General features: G+C 72.7%; 11 protein-coding genes. 7 read left to right on the forward strand and 4 right to left on the reverse strand.

All coding sequences use genetic code 11. The annotated features are described in order from the left end of the window. The first annotated feature begins 51 nt into the window (after positions 1 to 51). Positions 52 to 1,518 carry an amino acid permease gene (locus ACBR40_RS17420; RefSeq protein ID WP_344212301.1) on the forward strand — a complete coding sequence of 489 codons (1,467 nt, stop codon included), beginning with the start codon at positions 52 to 54 and terminating at the stop codon, positions 1,516 to 1,518. Positions 1,519 to 1,567: 49 nt separating this feature from the next. Here ACBR40_RS17420 and ACBR40_RS17425 read toward each other — a convergent pair whose 3' ends face one another. From ACBR40_RS17425 to ACBR40_RS17440, 4 genes are all read right to left on the reverse strand, one after another. Continuing rightward, entirely contained in the window at positions 1,568 to 1,951 is a 384-nt protein-coding gene (locus tag ACBR40_RS17425) for an SSI family serine proteinase inhibitor (protein WP_344212299.1), read from the reverse strand. 99 nt (positions 1,952 to 2,050) lie between these two features. Continuing rightward, positions 2,051 to 4,138 (reverse strand): 3-hydroxyacyl-CoA dehydrogenase NAD-binding domain-containing protein, encoded by a 2,088-nt coding sequence (locus ACBR40_RS17430; protein WP_371249393.1) that lies wholly within the window; start codon positions 4,136 to 4,138, stop codon positions 2,051 to 2,053. Continuing rightward, entirely contained in the window at positions 4,135 to 5,298 is a 1,164-nt protein-coding gene (locus tag ACBR40_RS17435) for a thiolase family protein (protein ID WP_218155836.1), read from the reverse strand. The genes ACBR40_RS17430 and ACBR40_RS17435 overlap by 4 nt, the downstream gene beginning before the upstream one ends. A gap of 60 nt (positions 5,299 to 5,358) precedes the next feature. Continuing rightward, positions 5,359 to 6,084, reverse strand: a complete 726-nt coding sequence (locus tag ACBR40_RS17440) for a hypothetical protein (protein ID WP_371249395.1) — start codon at positions 6,082 to 6,084, stop codon at positions 5,359 to 5,361. Positions 6,085 to 6,459: 375 nt separating this feature from the next. Here ACBR40_RS17440 and ACBR40_RS17445 point away from each other — a divergent pair, with 375 nt between their 5' ends. The 6 genes from ACBR40_RS17445 to ACBR40_RS17470 all read left to right on the forward strand — a co-directional run. Beyond that, on the forward strand, positions 6,460 to 7,845 hold the full coding sequence (locus ACBR40_RS17445) for an LCP family protein (protein WP_371249396.1): 1,386 nt from the start codon (positions 6,460 to 6,462) through the stop codon (positions 7,843 to 7,845). A 148-nt stretch (positions 7,846 to 7,993) separates the two neighbouring features. Further along, positions 7,994 to 9,151 carry a hypothetical protein gene (locus ACBR40_RS17450; RefSeq protein WP_371249397.1) on the forward strand — a complete coding sequence of 386 codons (1,158 nt, stop codon included), beginning with the start codon at positions 7,994 to 7,996 and terminating at the stop codon, positions 9,149 to 9,151. 118 nt (positions 9,152 to 9,269) lie between these two features. Next, on the forward strand, positions 9,270 to 10,265 hold the full coding sequence (locus ACBR40_RS17455; protein WP_344212289.1) for a LacI family DNA-binding transcriptional regulator: 996 nt from the start codon (positions 9,270 to 9,272) through the stop codon (positions 10,263 to 10,265). Positions 10,266 to 10,298: 33 nt separating this feature from the next. Continuing rightward, positions 10,299 to 11,072, forward strand: coding sequence for a sugar phosphate isomerase/epimerase family protein (locus tag ACBR40_RS17460; RefSeq protein WP_371249398.1), 774 nt, complete (start codon positions 10,299 to 10,301; stop codon positions 11,070 to 11,072). A gap of 46 nt (positions 11,073 to 11,118) precedes the next feature. Beyond that, positions 11,119 to 12,066, forward strand: a complete 948-nt coding sequence (locus ACBR40_RS17465; protein WP_371249399.1) for an alkaline phosphatase family protein — start codon at positions 11,119 to 11,121, stop codon at positions 12,064 to 12,066. A gap of 80 nt (positions 12,067 to 12,146) precedes the next feature. After that, the coding region (locus tag ACBR40_RS17470; RefSeq protein ID WP_371249400.1) for a PEP/pyruvate-binding domain-containing protein at positions 12,147 to 13,674 on the forward strand (1,528 nt) is incomplete at its 3' end.

Consider the following 13,674-nt stretch of genomic DNA (forward strand, 5'->3'; position numbering starts at 1 on the left):
ACGCACCACGCGAGGGAATGACCGCCTAGGGTGTGGGAAGGATCAACGGCCGTGAACATCTTTCGCACGAAGAGCGTCGAGCAGTCGATCCGCGACACCGAGGATCCGGAGCATCAGCTGCGCAAGCGCCTGACCGCGCTGGATCTCACGGTCTTCGGCATCGGTGTGATCATCGGTACCGGGATCTTCGTGCTCACGGGTCAGGTGGCCAAGGACACGGCGGGGCCGGCGGTGGCGCTGTCGTTCGTCGTGGCGGGCGTGGTGTGCGGCCTGGCGGCCCTCTGCTACGCCGAGTTCGCCTCCACGATCCCGGTCGCCGGGTCGGCCTACACCTTCGCCTTCGCCACCCTCGGCGAGTTCCCCGCGTGGGTGATCGGCTGGGACCTGATCCTGGAGCTGGCGCTGGCCGCGGCGGTGGTGGCGGTCGGCTGGTCGGGCTACTTCGCGTCGATGCTGGAGTCCATCGGCCTCCCGCTGCCGGCCGCGATCGCCGGCGACACCGCCGTGGTCAACCTGCCGGCGGTGATCATCGTCGCGATCCTCACGGCGGTGCTGGTGGCCGGGATCAAGCTGTCGTCCCGGGTCAACCTCATCCTGGTGATCACCAAGGTCGCCGTGGTGCTGGTGGTGATCGTGGCGGGGCTGTTCTTCGTCAAGGCGGCCAACTACACGCCCTTCATCCCCGAGGCGGTGAGCACGGCGCGTGTGGAGGGCGTGAAGGCGCCGCTGTTCCAGGTGCTGTTCGGGATCACGCCGGTGGCCTTCGGGGTGCTCGGCATCTTCTCGGCGGCGGCGATCGTGTTCTTCGCCTTCATCGGCTTCGACGTCGTGGCGACGGCCGCCGAGGAGACCATCACGCCGCAGCGGGACGTGCCGCGCGGCATCTTCGGCTCGCTGGCCATCTGCACGGTCCTCTACGTCGCCGTCTCCCTCGTGGTCGTCGGCATGCAGAACTACACCCAGCTGAGCACCGCGGCGCCGCTCTCCGACGCCTTCATCTCCGTCGGCCAGGACTGGCTGGCCACCATCATCAGCCTCGGCGCGCTGGCCGGTCTCACCACCGTCGTCCTGGTGCTGCTGCTGGGCCAGACGCGGGTGCTGTTCGCGATGTCGCGCGACGGGCTGGTGCCGCGCTCGCTGGCCCGGGTGCACCCCCGCTTCGGCACGCCCGCCAGGCTGACGCTCGTCATCGGCGTGGTGACGATGGCGCTGGCCGGGTTCGTCTCGTTCGGTGAGCTGGCCGAGCTGGTCAACATCGGCACGCTGTTCGCGTTCGTGGTGGTCTCGATCGGCGTGGTGGTGCTCCGGCGCACCCGTCCCGACCTGCCGCGGTCCTTCCGCGTCCCGCTGGTGCCGCTGCTGCCGATCCTGTCCGTGCTGGCCTGCCTCTACCTGATGCTCAACCTGCCGGTGGAGACCTGGCTGCGGTTCGTCATCTGGATGGCGCTCGGCGTGCTCGTCTACTTCGGCTACAGCTACCGGCACAGCAGGACCGGAGGCGCGGGCACCCGCCGCTGAGACGCGAAGAGGGGCGGACCGAGCCCAGTCCGCCCCTCCCGCCCACAGGTCAGGACAGCAGCGCCCCGCCCGCGGCCTTCATCACGCAGGCGTTGCGGTAGCCCTTGCTCCACTCCACCGGCTTGCCGTTCCAGGTGCCCTTGATGACCACCGCGTACGGCTGGACCTCAGCGCCGCAGGTGTTGCTCTTCGGGACGTGCATCGTGCTGAGGTCGCCCTTGTACTTGCGCAGCACGTCGCAGGCCGCCTTGGCGTGCGGGTGCGTGCCGCCGTCGGGGTTGCAGCGAAGGGTGACCCCTCTGGTGGGGGAGCCCTTCACCGCGACGGCGATCTTGAGCTTGCCCTTGGCGGGGCGGGGCGCCTGTGCGAGGGCGGGGGACGCGCACGCCAGGAACGCCGCGCACAGGGCCATCGTGCCGATTGCTCGCTTCATGATTACTCTCCGTTCGTCGTGCGGGACGTAACGCTACGGCGGCGAAGGTCATGAAATGCGGAGGCCCGGACCGGGCCTCCGTAAAGAACGTCGGCAGAATCAGGCCGGTACGGAGGCCACACCGGGAGGAAGGAAGCGCGGCTGGGCGATGCCGGTCCTGTCCAGATAAGGCGTGATGCCACCCAGATGGAACGGCCAGCCCGCGCCGAGGATCATGCACAGGTCGATGTCCTGCGGCGCGGCCACCACGCCCTCGTCGAGCATGATCCGGATCTCCCCGGCGAGCGCCTTGAGCACCCGCTCACGGACCTCCTCGGCCGTGGAGGGCCGGTCGCCGCCCGCGAAGAAGGCCACCGCCTCCGGGTCGATGGTGAAGTCCGGCAGGTAGACGCCCGGCTTGCCGGCGGCCACGAGCTTGGCCAGGTTCGCCGAGACGCCGAAGCGGTCGGGGAAGGCCTCGTGCAGCGTCTCGGCCACGTGCAGGCCGACGGCCGGGCCGACGAGCTGCAGCAGCGCGAACGGCGTCATCGGCAGCCCGAGCCCGTCCAGCGCGTGCTCGGCGACCTCCAGCGGGGTGCCCTCGTCCACGGCGGCGACGACCTCGCCCATGAAGCAGGTCAACAGCCGGTTGACCACGAACGCCGGGGCGTCCTTGACCAGCACGGACGACTTCTTCAGCGTCCTGCCGACGGCGAAGGCCGTGGCGAGCGTGGCGTCGTCGGTCGCGGCGCCCCTGATGATCTCCAGCAGCGGCATGACCGCGACCGGGTTGAAGAAGTGGAAACCGACCAGCCGCTCCGGGTGCGCGAGATCGGCGCCCATCTCGGTCAGCGACAGCGAGGAGGTGTTGGTGGCGAGCACGCACTCGGCCGGCACCACGGCCTCGACCTCGGCGAACACCTGCTTCTTGACCGCCAGGTCCTCGAAGACGGCCTCGATGACGAAGTCGGCGTCGGCGAAGGCGTCCTTGGTCAGCGAGCCGGTGACCAGCGACTTCAGCCGGTTGGCCTGGTCGGCGGAGATGCGGCCCTTGGCCAGCAGCTTGTCGGCCTCGGCGTGGACGTAGCCGACGCCCTTGTCGAGCCGGGCCTGGTCGAGGTCGGTGAGGACGACCGGCACCTCCAGACGGCGGGCGAACAGCAGCGCCATCTGCGAGGCCATCAGCCCCGCGCCCACCACGCCGACCTTGGTGACCTTGCGGGCCAGCGCCTTGTCCGGCGCGCCCGCCGGCCGCTTGGCCCGGCGCTGCACCAGGTCGAACGCGTACAGTCCGGCCCGCAGCTCGTCGCCCGTCAGCAGGTCGGCCAGCGCCTCGTCCTCGGCGGCGAAGCCCTCGTCCCGCGAGGCGGTCTCGGCCTTCGCGATGAGGTCGAGCGCCCGGTAGGGGGCGGGGGAGGCGCCGCGCAGCTTCATGTCCACGAGGAAGCGCGCGTCGGCGACCGCCTTCTCCCAGCCGTCGTGGGCGGCGCGCTCGACCGTCACCTCGCCCTTGAGCACCCGGGACGCCCAGCGCAGCGACTCCTCCAGGAAGTCGGCCGGCTCGAACATGGCGTCGGCGATCCCGAGCGCGAAGGCGTCGGCACCCTTCGTCACGCGATTCTGGGCGAGCGGGTTCTCGATGATCAGCTTGATCGCGGCGGCCGGGCCGACGAGGCGCGGCAGGAGCTGCGTGCCGCCCCAGCCCGGCACCAGGCCGAGGAAGCACTCCGGCAGCGCCACGGCGGGCACGCCGGAGGAGATCGTCCGGTACGTGCAGTGCAGCGCGATCTCCAGGCCGCCGCCCATGGCCGCGCCGTTGACGAACGCGAACGACGGGACGTCCAGCTCGCCCAGCCGCCGGAAGACGTGGTGGCCGAGCGCGCCGATCGCGAGGGCCTCCTCGCGGGTGCGCAGCGCCGCCGCGCCCTTGAGGTCGGCGCCGACGGCGAAGATGAACGGCTTGCCGGTCACGCCGACGGCCGCGAGGTCGGTGCGCCCGGCGATCTCCGTCAGCGCCTCGTCCAGCGCGAACAGGCCGAGCGGGCCGAAGGTGTTGGGCTTGGTGTGGTCGAAGCCGTTGTCCAGGGTGATCAGCGCCATCGTGCCCGCGCCGCCGGGCAGCTGCACGTCGCGGACCAGCGCCTTGGTGACGACCTCGTCGGGGTTGCGCTCGCCCAGCAGCGCCCGCCAGTTCTCGATCGTGCTCATGCCAGGTTCTCCCAGATCACAGTGCCGCCCATGCCCATGCCGACGCACATGGTGGTGATGCCGTAGCGCACGTCGGGACGCTCGCCGAACTGCCGGGCGAGCTGCGTCATCAGCCGCACGCCCGAGGAGGCGAGCGGGTGGCCGTAGGCGATCGCGCCGCCGTACGGGTTGACGCGGGGGTCGTCGTCGGCGATGCCGAAGTGGTCGAGGAAGGCCAGGACCTGCACGGCGAACGCCTCGTTGATCTCGAACAGCCCGATGTCGGAGATGTCGAGCCCGGCCAGGCGCAGCGCCCGCTCCGTGGACGGGATCGGGCCGACGCCCATCACCTCGGGGTCCACGCCCGCGAACGCGTACGACACCAGCCGCATCCGCGGCCCGAGCCCCAGCTCCTCGGCCACCTCGCGGGCCGCCACGACGCAGCCGGTGGCGCCGTCGTTGATGCCGGAGGAGTTGCCCGCCGTGACGTGCCCGTGCGGCCGGAACGGCGTCTTGAGCGCGCTCAGGCCCTCCATGGTGGTGCCGGGGCGCGGCGCCTCGTCCTCGACGGCGAGCCCCCAGCCCTTCTCCGCGGTCCTGATGGCCGTGGGGACGAGATCGGGCTGGATCCGGCCGTCGGCGTACGCCTTGGCCGCCTTCTCCTGCGACAGCACCGCGTACGCGTCCGCGCGCTCCTTGCTGATCGCCGGGTAGCGGTCGTGCAGGTTCTCGGCGGTCATGCCCATGACGAGCGCGCTCGGGTCGACCAGCTTCTCCGACAGGAAGCGCGGGTTGGGATCGACGCCCTCGCCCATCGGGTGGCGGCCCATGTGCTCGACGCCGCCCGCGATCGCCACGTCGTACGCGCCGAACGCGATGCCGCCCGCGACCGTGGTGACGGCGGTCATCGCGCCCGCGCACATGCGGTCGATGGCGTAGCCGGGAACGGTCTTCGGCAGCCCGGCCAGGACCGCGGCCGAGCGGCCGATGGTCAGCCCCTGGTCGCCGATCTGGGTGGTCGCGGCGATGGCGACCTCGTCCACGCGCTCGGGCGGAAGGTTGGGGTTGCGCCGCATGAGCTCGCGGATGACCCGGACGACCAGGTCGTCCGCACGGGTCTCCGCGTACAGCCCCTTCGGCCCTGACCGGCCGAAAGGCGTGCGCACGCCGTCGACGAACACGACGTCACGAGAGGAAGGCACGGATTCGCTCCTCGTTCTGGATGGGATTCCGTGCCTATGCTACTCGTCAGTAACTACTCCGCAGACGAGGGCGGCCGTGAGCAGCGTGTAGACCCATCCCGTCGCGGGCTCCCAGAGATGGGCGCGGGCCCCGACCAGGGCGGCGACCGCCAGGGTCGCGCCGGTCCAGAGCGCCGCGCCCGTCCGCGGACGCGCGCCGGGGCCCGGGTCCCACGGGTCGCCAGGTGACCCTCCCGGGCGCGGGGCGCGCGCCGGCATCCCCGTGGAGTCACGTGCCCACCACAGGAGGAACGACACCCCCGCGGCCAGGCCGATCATCACCGACGCCTCGACCGTCCAGGTCAGCACGGTCGCCGCGGATTCGTACCCGGCCCGGCGCAGCAGTTGCGGCAGGCTGCCGCCCAGCAGCAGCGTGACCGCCCAGCCGGCGGCGACGGCCAGCCGGGTGAGCGGCCTGGCCCGGCCCGAGCGGGACACGGCGTACAGCTCGCGCTCCCTGCGGCGGACCCGGCGGGCGCGCAGGCCCCACATGCACTGGGTGACCCCGAGCGCGGGCAGGGCGGCGGCGAAGATCGCCAGGGAGACCACGGCGAGCGCCGGCGCGTGCTCCCGCGCGGACCGGTCGGCGAGCACCTGGGCGGCGGCCAGCAGGGCCAGGGAGGCGACGAGCGCGATGCAGGCGCGGTGGCGGGCGGCCCGGGCCCCGGCCCGCAGCGCGGCAAGCTCCGTGGCCCCGGGAGGCGGCGGTATCTCGGTCAGCAGCATGAACGCCATGATGACGGCAGTGCGCGCGACCTCGCGGGAGTACGCGCGGTTCGGATGGAGCCCTTGCCTGCCGCTGGACGAAGGTGAGCAAGGAGTGGCGGGCGGGCCATAGCCTGCGGGGCCCGCGGAGGGCGAACTGTCGTGAGGGGGCCGGCGTCACGGGGCCTTCGGGGGCCGTGGAGGGTCAAGAAGCGGAGATTTGTCGTCGTGGCTGCTTGTTTGTGACTAAGCTGCGCGATCATGGCGCAAGGGATGGACCGTGTGAGAGCAAGACCTGGCAATACGGTTGCGGGTTCCCAAGTCGCCCCGGGTTCGCGGCGGTCACGGAACGACGAGCCGCGCCCCCGGCGCAAGTCCCTCACGCCGCTGGGGTGGGTGAGCGTGGGGCTGACCGGGGTGCTGGTGGCGGGGACGCTGGGCGGCTACGGCTACTACCGCAGCATTCTCGCGGGCCTCGAGCAGGAGGACATCGTGGTCGACGCGACCCGGCCTCCCGAGACCGGCGCGCTCAACGTGCTGCTCGTCGGCTCCGACTCGCGCGAGGGCGACAACAAGAAGTACGGCCCCAAGTCGCAGGGCCTGGGCGAGCGCACCGACACGATCATGCTGCTGCACATCTCCCCCAACCGGGACAAGGCCACCATGATCAGCTTCCCGCGTGACTCGATGGTGCAGGTGCCCCAGTGCACGGGCCACAACGGCACCGTGATCGGGCCCGGCATCCGGCAGATCAACGCCGCCTTCAACGACGGCGGCATCAACTGCACGATCAAGACGCTGGAGTCGCTCACCAACATCAAGATCAACCACTTCGTGAAGGTCGACTTCACCGGCTTCAAGGGCATCATCGACGCGCTCGGCGGCATCGAGATCTGCCTGCCCAAGCCGGTCAACGACCCCAAGGCGAAGCTGGTGCTCGGCGCGGGCAAGCACGTGGTGAGCGGCGAGCAGGCCCTCGGGTACGTACGCACCCGCTACGCGCTCGGCGACGGCAGCGACCTCAGCCGCATCCAGCGCCAGCAGGTCTTCCTCACCAAGGTGCTGGCCAAGGTCACCGACGGCGGCCTGCTCACCAACCCGATCAAGCTCAACGACTTCCTCCACTCGGCCGCGGCCGCCGTCACCGTGGACAGCGGGCTGACGCCGGACCGGATGCTGGAGATCGCCAACAGCGTCAAGGGGCTCACGGCCAAGGAGCTCAAGGGCATCACGGTGCCGGTGGAGGCGTACCCGCAGGACAAGAACCGGGTGCAGTTCAGCGAGCCGGCCGCGCGCAACTTCTTCGAGGCCGTGCGCAACGACGTCGAGGTCACCGCCACGCCCACGCCCGGCAAGGCGGCCACGCCGAAGATCGAGCACGGCCAGGTGCGGGTGCAGGTGCTCAACGGCACCGGCGAGCAGGGCAAGGCCCTGCAGGTGGCCGAGGAGCTGGCCGCGCAGGGGTTCGCGGTCATCCAGGTCGGCAACGCGCCCACGACCCCGACCACCTCCATCCGCTACGCCAAGAAGGACGCCCAGGACGGGCCGGCGTACGCCGACGCGGTGGCCGCCCGGCTGTCGAAGGACAAGCGGACGCCGGTGGCGGGCAAGGTCGCGCCGGTGAAGACCGACGTCTACCAGTCGAAGGTGCCTGTGCCGAAGGGCGGGCCCGTCGTGCAGCTCGTCATCGGGGCCGACTGGCCGGGGGTGCGGGTGTTGTCGGCGATCCCTGACTCGCTCAAGGACAAGGTCGTCGACGTCAACACCAACCCCTGCAAGTAGGGCGGGTTCGCGTCCCTTCCGTGCTGCACGGGAGCGACGCATGTTACTTAGAGTGATTTTAGCGAAACAGGTGGAATTTCCGGACAAGTCGGGTTCGACTCTGCTAAGAAAGGGCGCGGTCACAATACGTACTTAGAGAGGTTCCATCGTGGTGCGCGACGAGAACGACAGGCCATACGAGGACGGCCAGGGGAGGCCGGTCAACCCGGACCTGACGGGCGACGTGCTGTCCCCACGGTGGAGCACGGACGACACCGACGAGCAGCCCGCCATCCAGGTCTCGCCCGCCGGCGAGACCTACATCCTGCCGCCCGAGACCGGCCGCGACGTGCTCGACGACCTCCCGCAGGACACCCTCTCCTCCGCCGGTCAGGGGCAGGGCGGCGAGCCCGCGTACCTGCCGCTCGACCGTGCCTACGACGGCCCGTCCGACGACGACCGGCCCGCGAGCGCGTACGACGGCGACGTTCGCGAGGGCAACGTCCACGACGAGGGCTCGTACGGCAACGGCTCCTATGACGAGAGCGCGTACGACGAGGGCTCGCGCGACAGCGGCCCCCACGAGACCCGCGCCTACGACGGCGCCGGCTCCTACGACGCCGGCTCCTACGACGGCGACTCCTACAACGGCGGCTCCTACGACGACGGGCTCGACGACGAGCGGCCCCGGCGCGGCTTCCTCGGCTCCGGCTGGACCGACGACTCCGAGGACGCCGGCCGCTCCGGCCGCTCCGAGCGTGAGGGGCGTGAGGGGCGCGGCCGTACCCGGATGCTGGTGCTGGCCGCCGCCGCGGTGGTGGTGGTCGGCGTGGGGGCGGGCTTCGCGCTCACCGGAGGCTCCGACGACCCGTGCGCCGACGGCCGGTGCGCGAGCGCGGGCCAGGTGAGCACGCCCCTCGACTCCGCCGCCGCCGACGACGAGGCCGAGGAGGAGACCGCCGAGCCCGCCGAGGAGGAGACCACCGAGCCGGCCGAGACCCCGACGGCGGACGCGTCCCCGACCACCACGCAGGCACGGCCGACCCGCGAGCCGGCAGCCCGGCCCACGGCCACCCGGAGCGAGGAGCCGGAGGCGCGGCCGAGCGCGCGCCCGTCCCGTTCGCAGGAGCCCGAGATGCGGGACACCGACGAGCAGGCCGGGACGGTCCGCGACTCGCAGACGGAGCAGCAGCAGCGTACGCAGTCCGAGCAGCGCACGGAGGCGGAGGAGAAGCCGACCGAGGAGCCTGCCACCCAGGAGCCCGCGCCCACGCCGGCCCAGGAGGAGCGTAAGGGCCTGTTCGACTACCTCTTCCCCTGGGCCTGAGCCTCCGGTCAGGGAAACGGCCCCGGCCGTGGTGTCGCCCAGGGCCGGAGCCGTGCGAGGATGCGGATCACGGTGCTGTTCGGGCACAATGGAAACCGCTTTCCTAGGGGGAGGTCTCGTGGTCACGCTTGAGGACGTCGCCAAGCAGGCGGGCGTCTCGCTGGCGACCGCCTCGCGGGTGCTCAACGGCAGCACCCGCCAGGTGGGCGCGGCCCTGCGGGCCCGCGTCGAGCAGGCCGCCGACGAGCTGGGCTACCGCGCCAACATCGCGGCCCAGACGCTGGCCAGGGGAGCAGGGAACGTCATCGGCATCGTCGTGCACGACCTGACCGACCCCTACTTCGCCGCCCTCGCCGACGGCGCGATGCGGGCCGCGGCCACCCAGGGCCTGCTGGTCATGGTGGGCACCACGCACCGCGACCCCGAGCAGGAGATCGCCTACGTCGCCACGCTGAGCGCCCAGCGCGTCCGCGCGGTGCTGCTGGTCGGCTCCCGCGTGGCCGACGCCCAGGTCACCGGGCGGCTCCGCGACGAGCTGGCCCGCTACCGGGCGGGCGGCGGCCGGGCCGCCTGCGTCGGCCAGGACCTCCTCGGCGTCGACACCGTCGCGCCGGCCAACCGCGCGGGCGCGGCGGAGCTGGCGCGGGCGCTCGCCGGGCTCGGTCACACCCGCTTCGCGGTGCTGGCCGGGCCGCCGCACCTGGTGACGGCGGCCGACCGGTGCGCGGGCTTCGCCGGGGCGCTGGAGGAGCTGGGGTTGCCCGCGCCGCAGATCGTCCCCGGGCCGTTCGACCGCGACGGCGGGCACGAGGCCGCGCGGCGCGTCGATCCGGACGTCACGTGCGTGTTCGCGGTCAACGACGTCATGGCCGTGGGGGCGCTGGCCGCCTACCGCGAGGCCGGGGTGCGGGTGCCTGAGGACGTGTCGGTGGCCGGGTTCGACGACATCGTCACGCTGCGTGATCACGTTCCCGCGCTGACGACCGTACGCCTGCCGCTCAAGGACATGGGGGCGCGGGCGCTGGAGCTGGCGCTCGCCGAGGACGTCGCCCCGGTGGTCGAGCAGGTCGCCGGCGAGGTCGTGCTGCGCGAGAGCGTACGGAGGCTCGGTTGACGCGGGCGAGCGGGAGGCCCTGGTGAGGACGCTGTGAGGCTGGCGGTCAGCACGCTGGGGATGCCCGGCGAAGGTCTCGGCCGGGCCGTGGAGCTGGCGGCGCGGCACGGGTGCGAGGGGCTGGAGCTGCGCCTGCATCCGGACACCGGGGTGCACGCCGGGCTGGACGCGGCGGAGCGGCGCGCGGTGCGGTCGAAGGTGGCGGACGCGGGCCTGGAGATCGCCGCCTTAGCTGGATATGTCAGGATCTGCGAGCCGGGGCCGGACGAGCCGGTCACCGATGCCCTCCTCGCCGACCTGCGCCTGGCCGCCGACCTGGGCGCGCCCGGGGTCCGGGTGTTCCCGCGCGGCGCGGACCCGGCGATCGGCGCGCGCCGGCTGAGGGCGGTCGCCGAGAGCGCCGCGGGGCTCGGCGTCCGGGTGCTCGTCGAGACGCACGACGCGATGGCGACCTGCGCGGCCGTGGCCGGGCTGCTCGGCGCGGCCGATCGCCCCGGCGTCACGGGCGCGATCTGGGACCTGCTGCACCCCTGGCGGCACGGCGAGCCGCCGGCCGAGTCGCTGGCCGCGCTCGGGCCGCACCTCGCGTACGTGCAGATCAAGGACGCGGTCTCGGCCGAGGACACCACGCCGGTGCCCCTGGGGACGGGCTCGGTGCCGCTGGAGGAGGCGGGCGTCCTGCTGCGCGCGGCCGGCTACACCGGCTGGGTGTCGCTGGAGTGGGAGCGGACGTGGTATCCGCACGTCGCGCCGGTCGAGGAGATCCTGCCGGGCGCGGCGGCCTGGGTGCGGCGCTTCGCGGGGTGAACCGACCGGATTGTGCCGCTTAGATAGCGGTATGTCCGCATCTAACTTGGCAAGATCCAACACGGCGAGGAACAAGGTCCTCGTGGTCGGCATGGACGGGCTGCGCTTCGACCTGCTCGCCGCCTCGGGCGCGCCGGTCCTGACCGCGCTGATGTCCGCCGGCGCGTACGGCACCAGCATGCTCCCCTACGGCGAGGCCGGCGCGCCGCACACCGAGTCGATCGGCGAGGTCGTGCCGAAGAGCCCCGAGCCGGGCGACGACGGCAGCGCCGTGGCCCGGGCGATCCGCTCGCGTACCGACTCGGGCCCCGGCTGGTCGTCCATCGCGACCGGGGTGTGGCCGGACAAGCACGGCGTCGTGGACAACGCCTTCACCGACCCCCGATTCCTGAAATTTCCGGACTTCCTGACGCGGGCGAAGAATGCCCGCCCCGACCTGGTGACCTCGGCGTTCTTCTCCTGGGCCGCGCTCGCCGAGCACGGAGCCTTCGGCCCGGCCATCGACCACCGCTTCGTCCTGGACGGCTACACCTGCGAGGGCGGCTGGAGCGCGGCCGACGAGCGGGTGACCGCCGAGGCGGAGCGCCACCTCGGCGAGGACGACCCCGACGCGGTCTTCGTCTACCTCGGCGACACCGACGAGGTCGCCCACGAGCTCGGCCCCCACTGCCCCGAGTACGCCGCCGCACTCCGGACCCAGGACGCGTACCTGGGCCGCCTGCTGGACGCCGTACGCGCCCGGCCGGCGTACCGGGAGGAGCGCTGGACCGTCCTCGTCACCACCGACCACGGCCACGTGGACGAGGGCGGCCACGGCGGCGTCTCGGACGAGGAGCGCACGGTCTTCGTCATCGCCCACCACCTCGGCCGGGACCTCGGCGGGCGGCGGCTCGCCGCTCCGCGCCTGGTGGACGTGGGCCCGACGGCCCTGGCCGCGCTGGGCGTGCCGATCGAGCCGGCCTGGGACCTGGACGGCGCGCCCCTGGAGCCGTGATCGATTTTCATCGGGTGTTGAATTTCTGTCCGGCAGGCGTGACACTGGTGACACGACGCTGAACGGCAGGGGTGCGCGCGATGAACACGGCACTGGACTTCTCCGAGATCGACGGCGGCATGCTCGCCGAGGTCGGCGGCAAGGCCGCGAACCTCGGCGAGCTCACCCGCGCGGGGCTGCCCGTCCCGCCCGGCTGGGTGCTGACCACCGACGCCTACGGCCTGGCCGCCACCGGCCTCGACCTCACGCCGGACGGCACGCTCGCCGAGCGCGCCCGGCGGCACCTGCTGGAGGCCCCCGTCCCCGACGCCGTCCACGAGACGATCGTCAAGCACTACGCGGCGCTCGGCCCCGACGTGGCGGTGGCCGTGCGCTCGTCGGCCACCGCTGAGGACCTGCCGTTCGCCAGCTTCGCCGGGCAGCAGGACACCTATCTCAACGTCGTCGGTGCCGAGGCCGTGGTCGAGGCCGTACGCCGCTGCTGGGCGTCGCTCTGGACCGACCGGGCGGTGGCCTACCGCGAGGCCAACGGCATCGACCACGCCGCCGTCCGCCTCGCCGTGGTCGTCCAGGTCATGGTGGACGCGCGGGTGGCGGGCGTGATGTTCACCGCGAACCCGGTCACCGGGCGGCGGCGCGAGACCGTCATCGACGCCAGCCCGGGGCTCGGCGAGGCCGTCGTCTCCGGCGCGGTCAACCCCGACCGCTTCGTGGCGTACGACGGCGACATCCTGGAGCGCCGGGCCGGCGACAAGCGCGTGGCCGTCCGCCCGCTGCCCGGCGGCGGCACCGAGCGCGTCGAAGTCGCTCACGACGGACTCCGCGATGAACTCTGCCTCACCGACGCCGAGGTGCTGCGCCTGGCCGCGCTGGGCCGCCGCGTCGAGGACCACTACGGCGCCCCCCAGGACACCGAGTGGGCCGTCGACGCCGACGGCGAGATCTGGCTCACCCAGGCCAGGCCGATCACCACGCTCTACCCGCTGCCCGAGCCGGCCCGGCCCGGCCTGCGCGTCTACTTCTCGCTCAACGTCGTCCAGGGCGTCATGGGCCCGCTCACCCCGATGGGCCTGGCGGCGTTCCGGCTGATCGGCGGGGGAGCGGCGGGCATCGTCGGCCACGGCCCCGCCGATCCGCTCGACGGCCCGGCCTTCATGTCCGTCTCCGGGCAGCGCCTCTGGCTCGACCTCACCACCGCGCTGCGCAGCCGCCCCGGCCGGGCCGTCCTGCCGCGCGCCCTCACCCTCGGCGAGGCCCGCGGCGTCGCCCTCGTGCGACGGCTGTTCGACGATCCGCGCCTGGAGCTCGCCCGCTCCTCGCGCCGCCCGTTCCTGCGCGGCCTGGCCCGCTTCGCCCGGCGCGTGCACCTGCCGTCGCGGGTGTTCCTGGCGCTCACCGCGCCGGAACGCGCGCTCGGCTACGCCCGGCGGGTCGGCGAGGTGCTCGACCGGCGGCTGCGGGTGCCCGCCACCGCCACGCCCGCGCAACGCCTGGACCACGCCGAGCGGCTGCTGGCCGCCACGTTCCCGTCGATCGTCTCGGTGATGCCGATCGTGCTCACGGGCTACGGCCTGTTCGCGCTGGCGGGACGGCTCTCCGGCCTGCCGC

Source organism: Nonomuraea sp. AD125B (assembly GCF_041402765.1).
GTDB lineage: Bacteria > Actinomycetota > Actinomycetes > Streptosporangiales > Streptosporangiaceae > Nonomuraea > Nonomuraea bangladeshensis.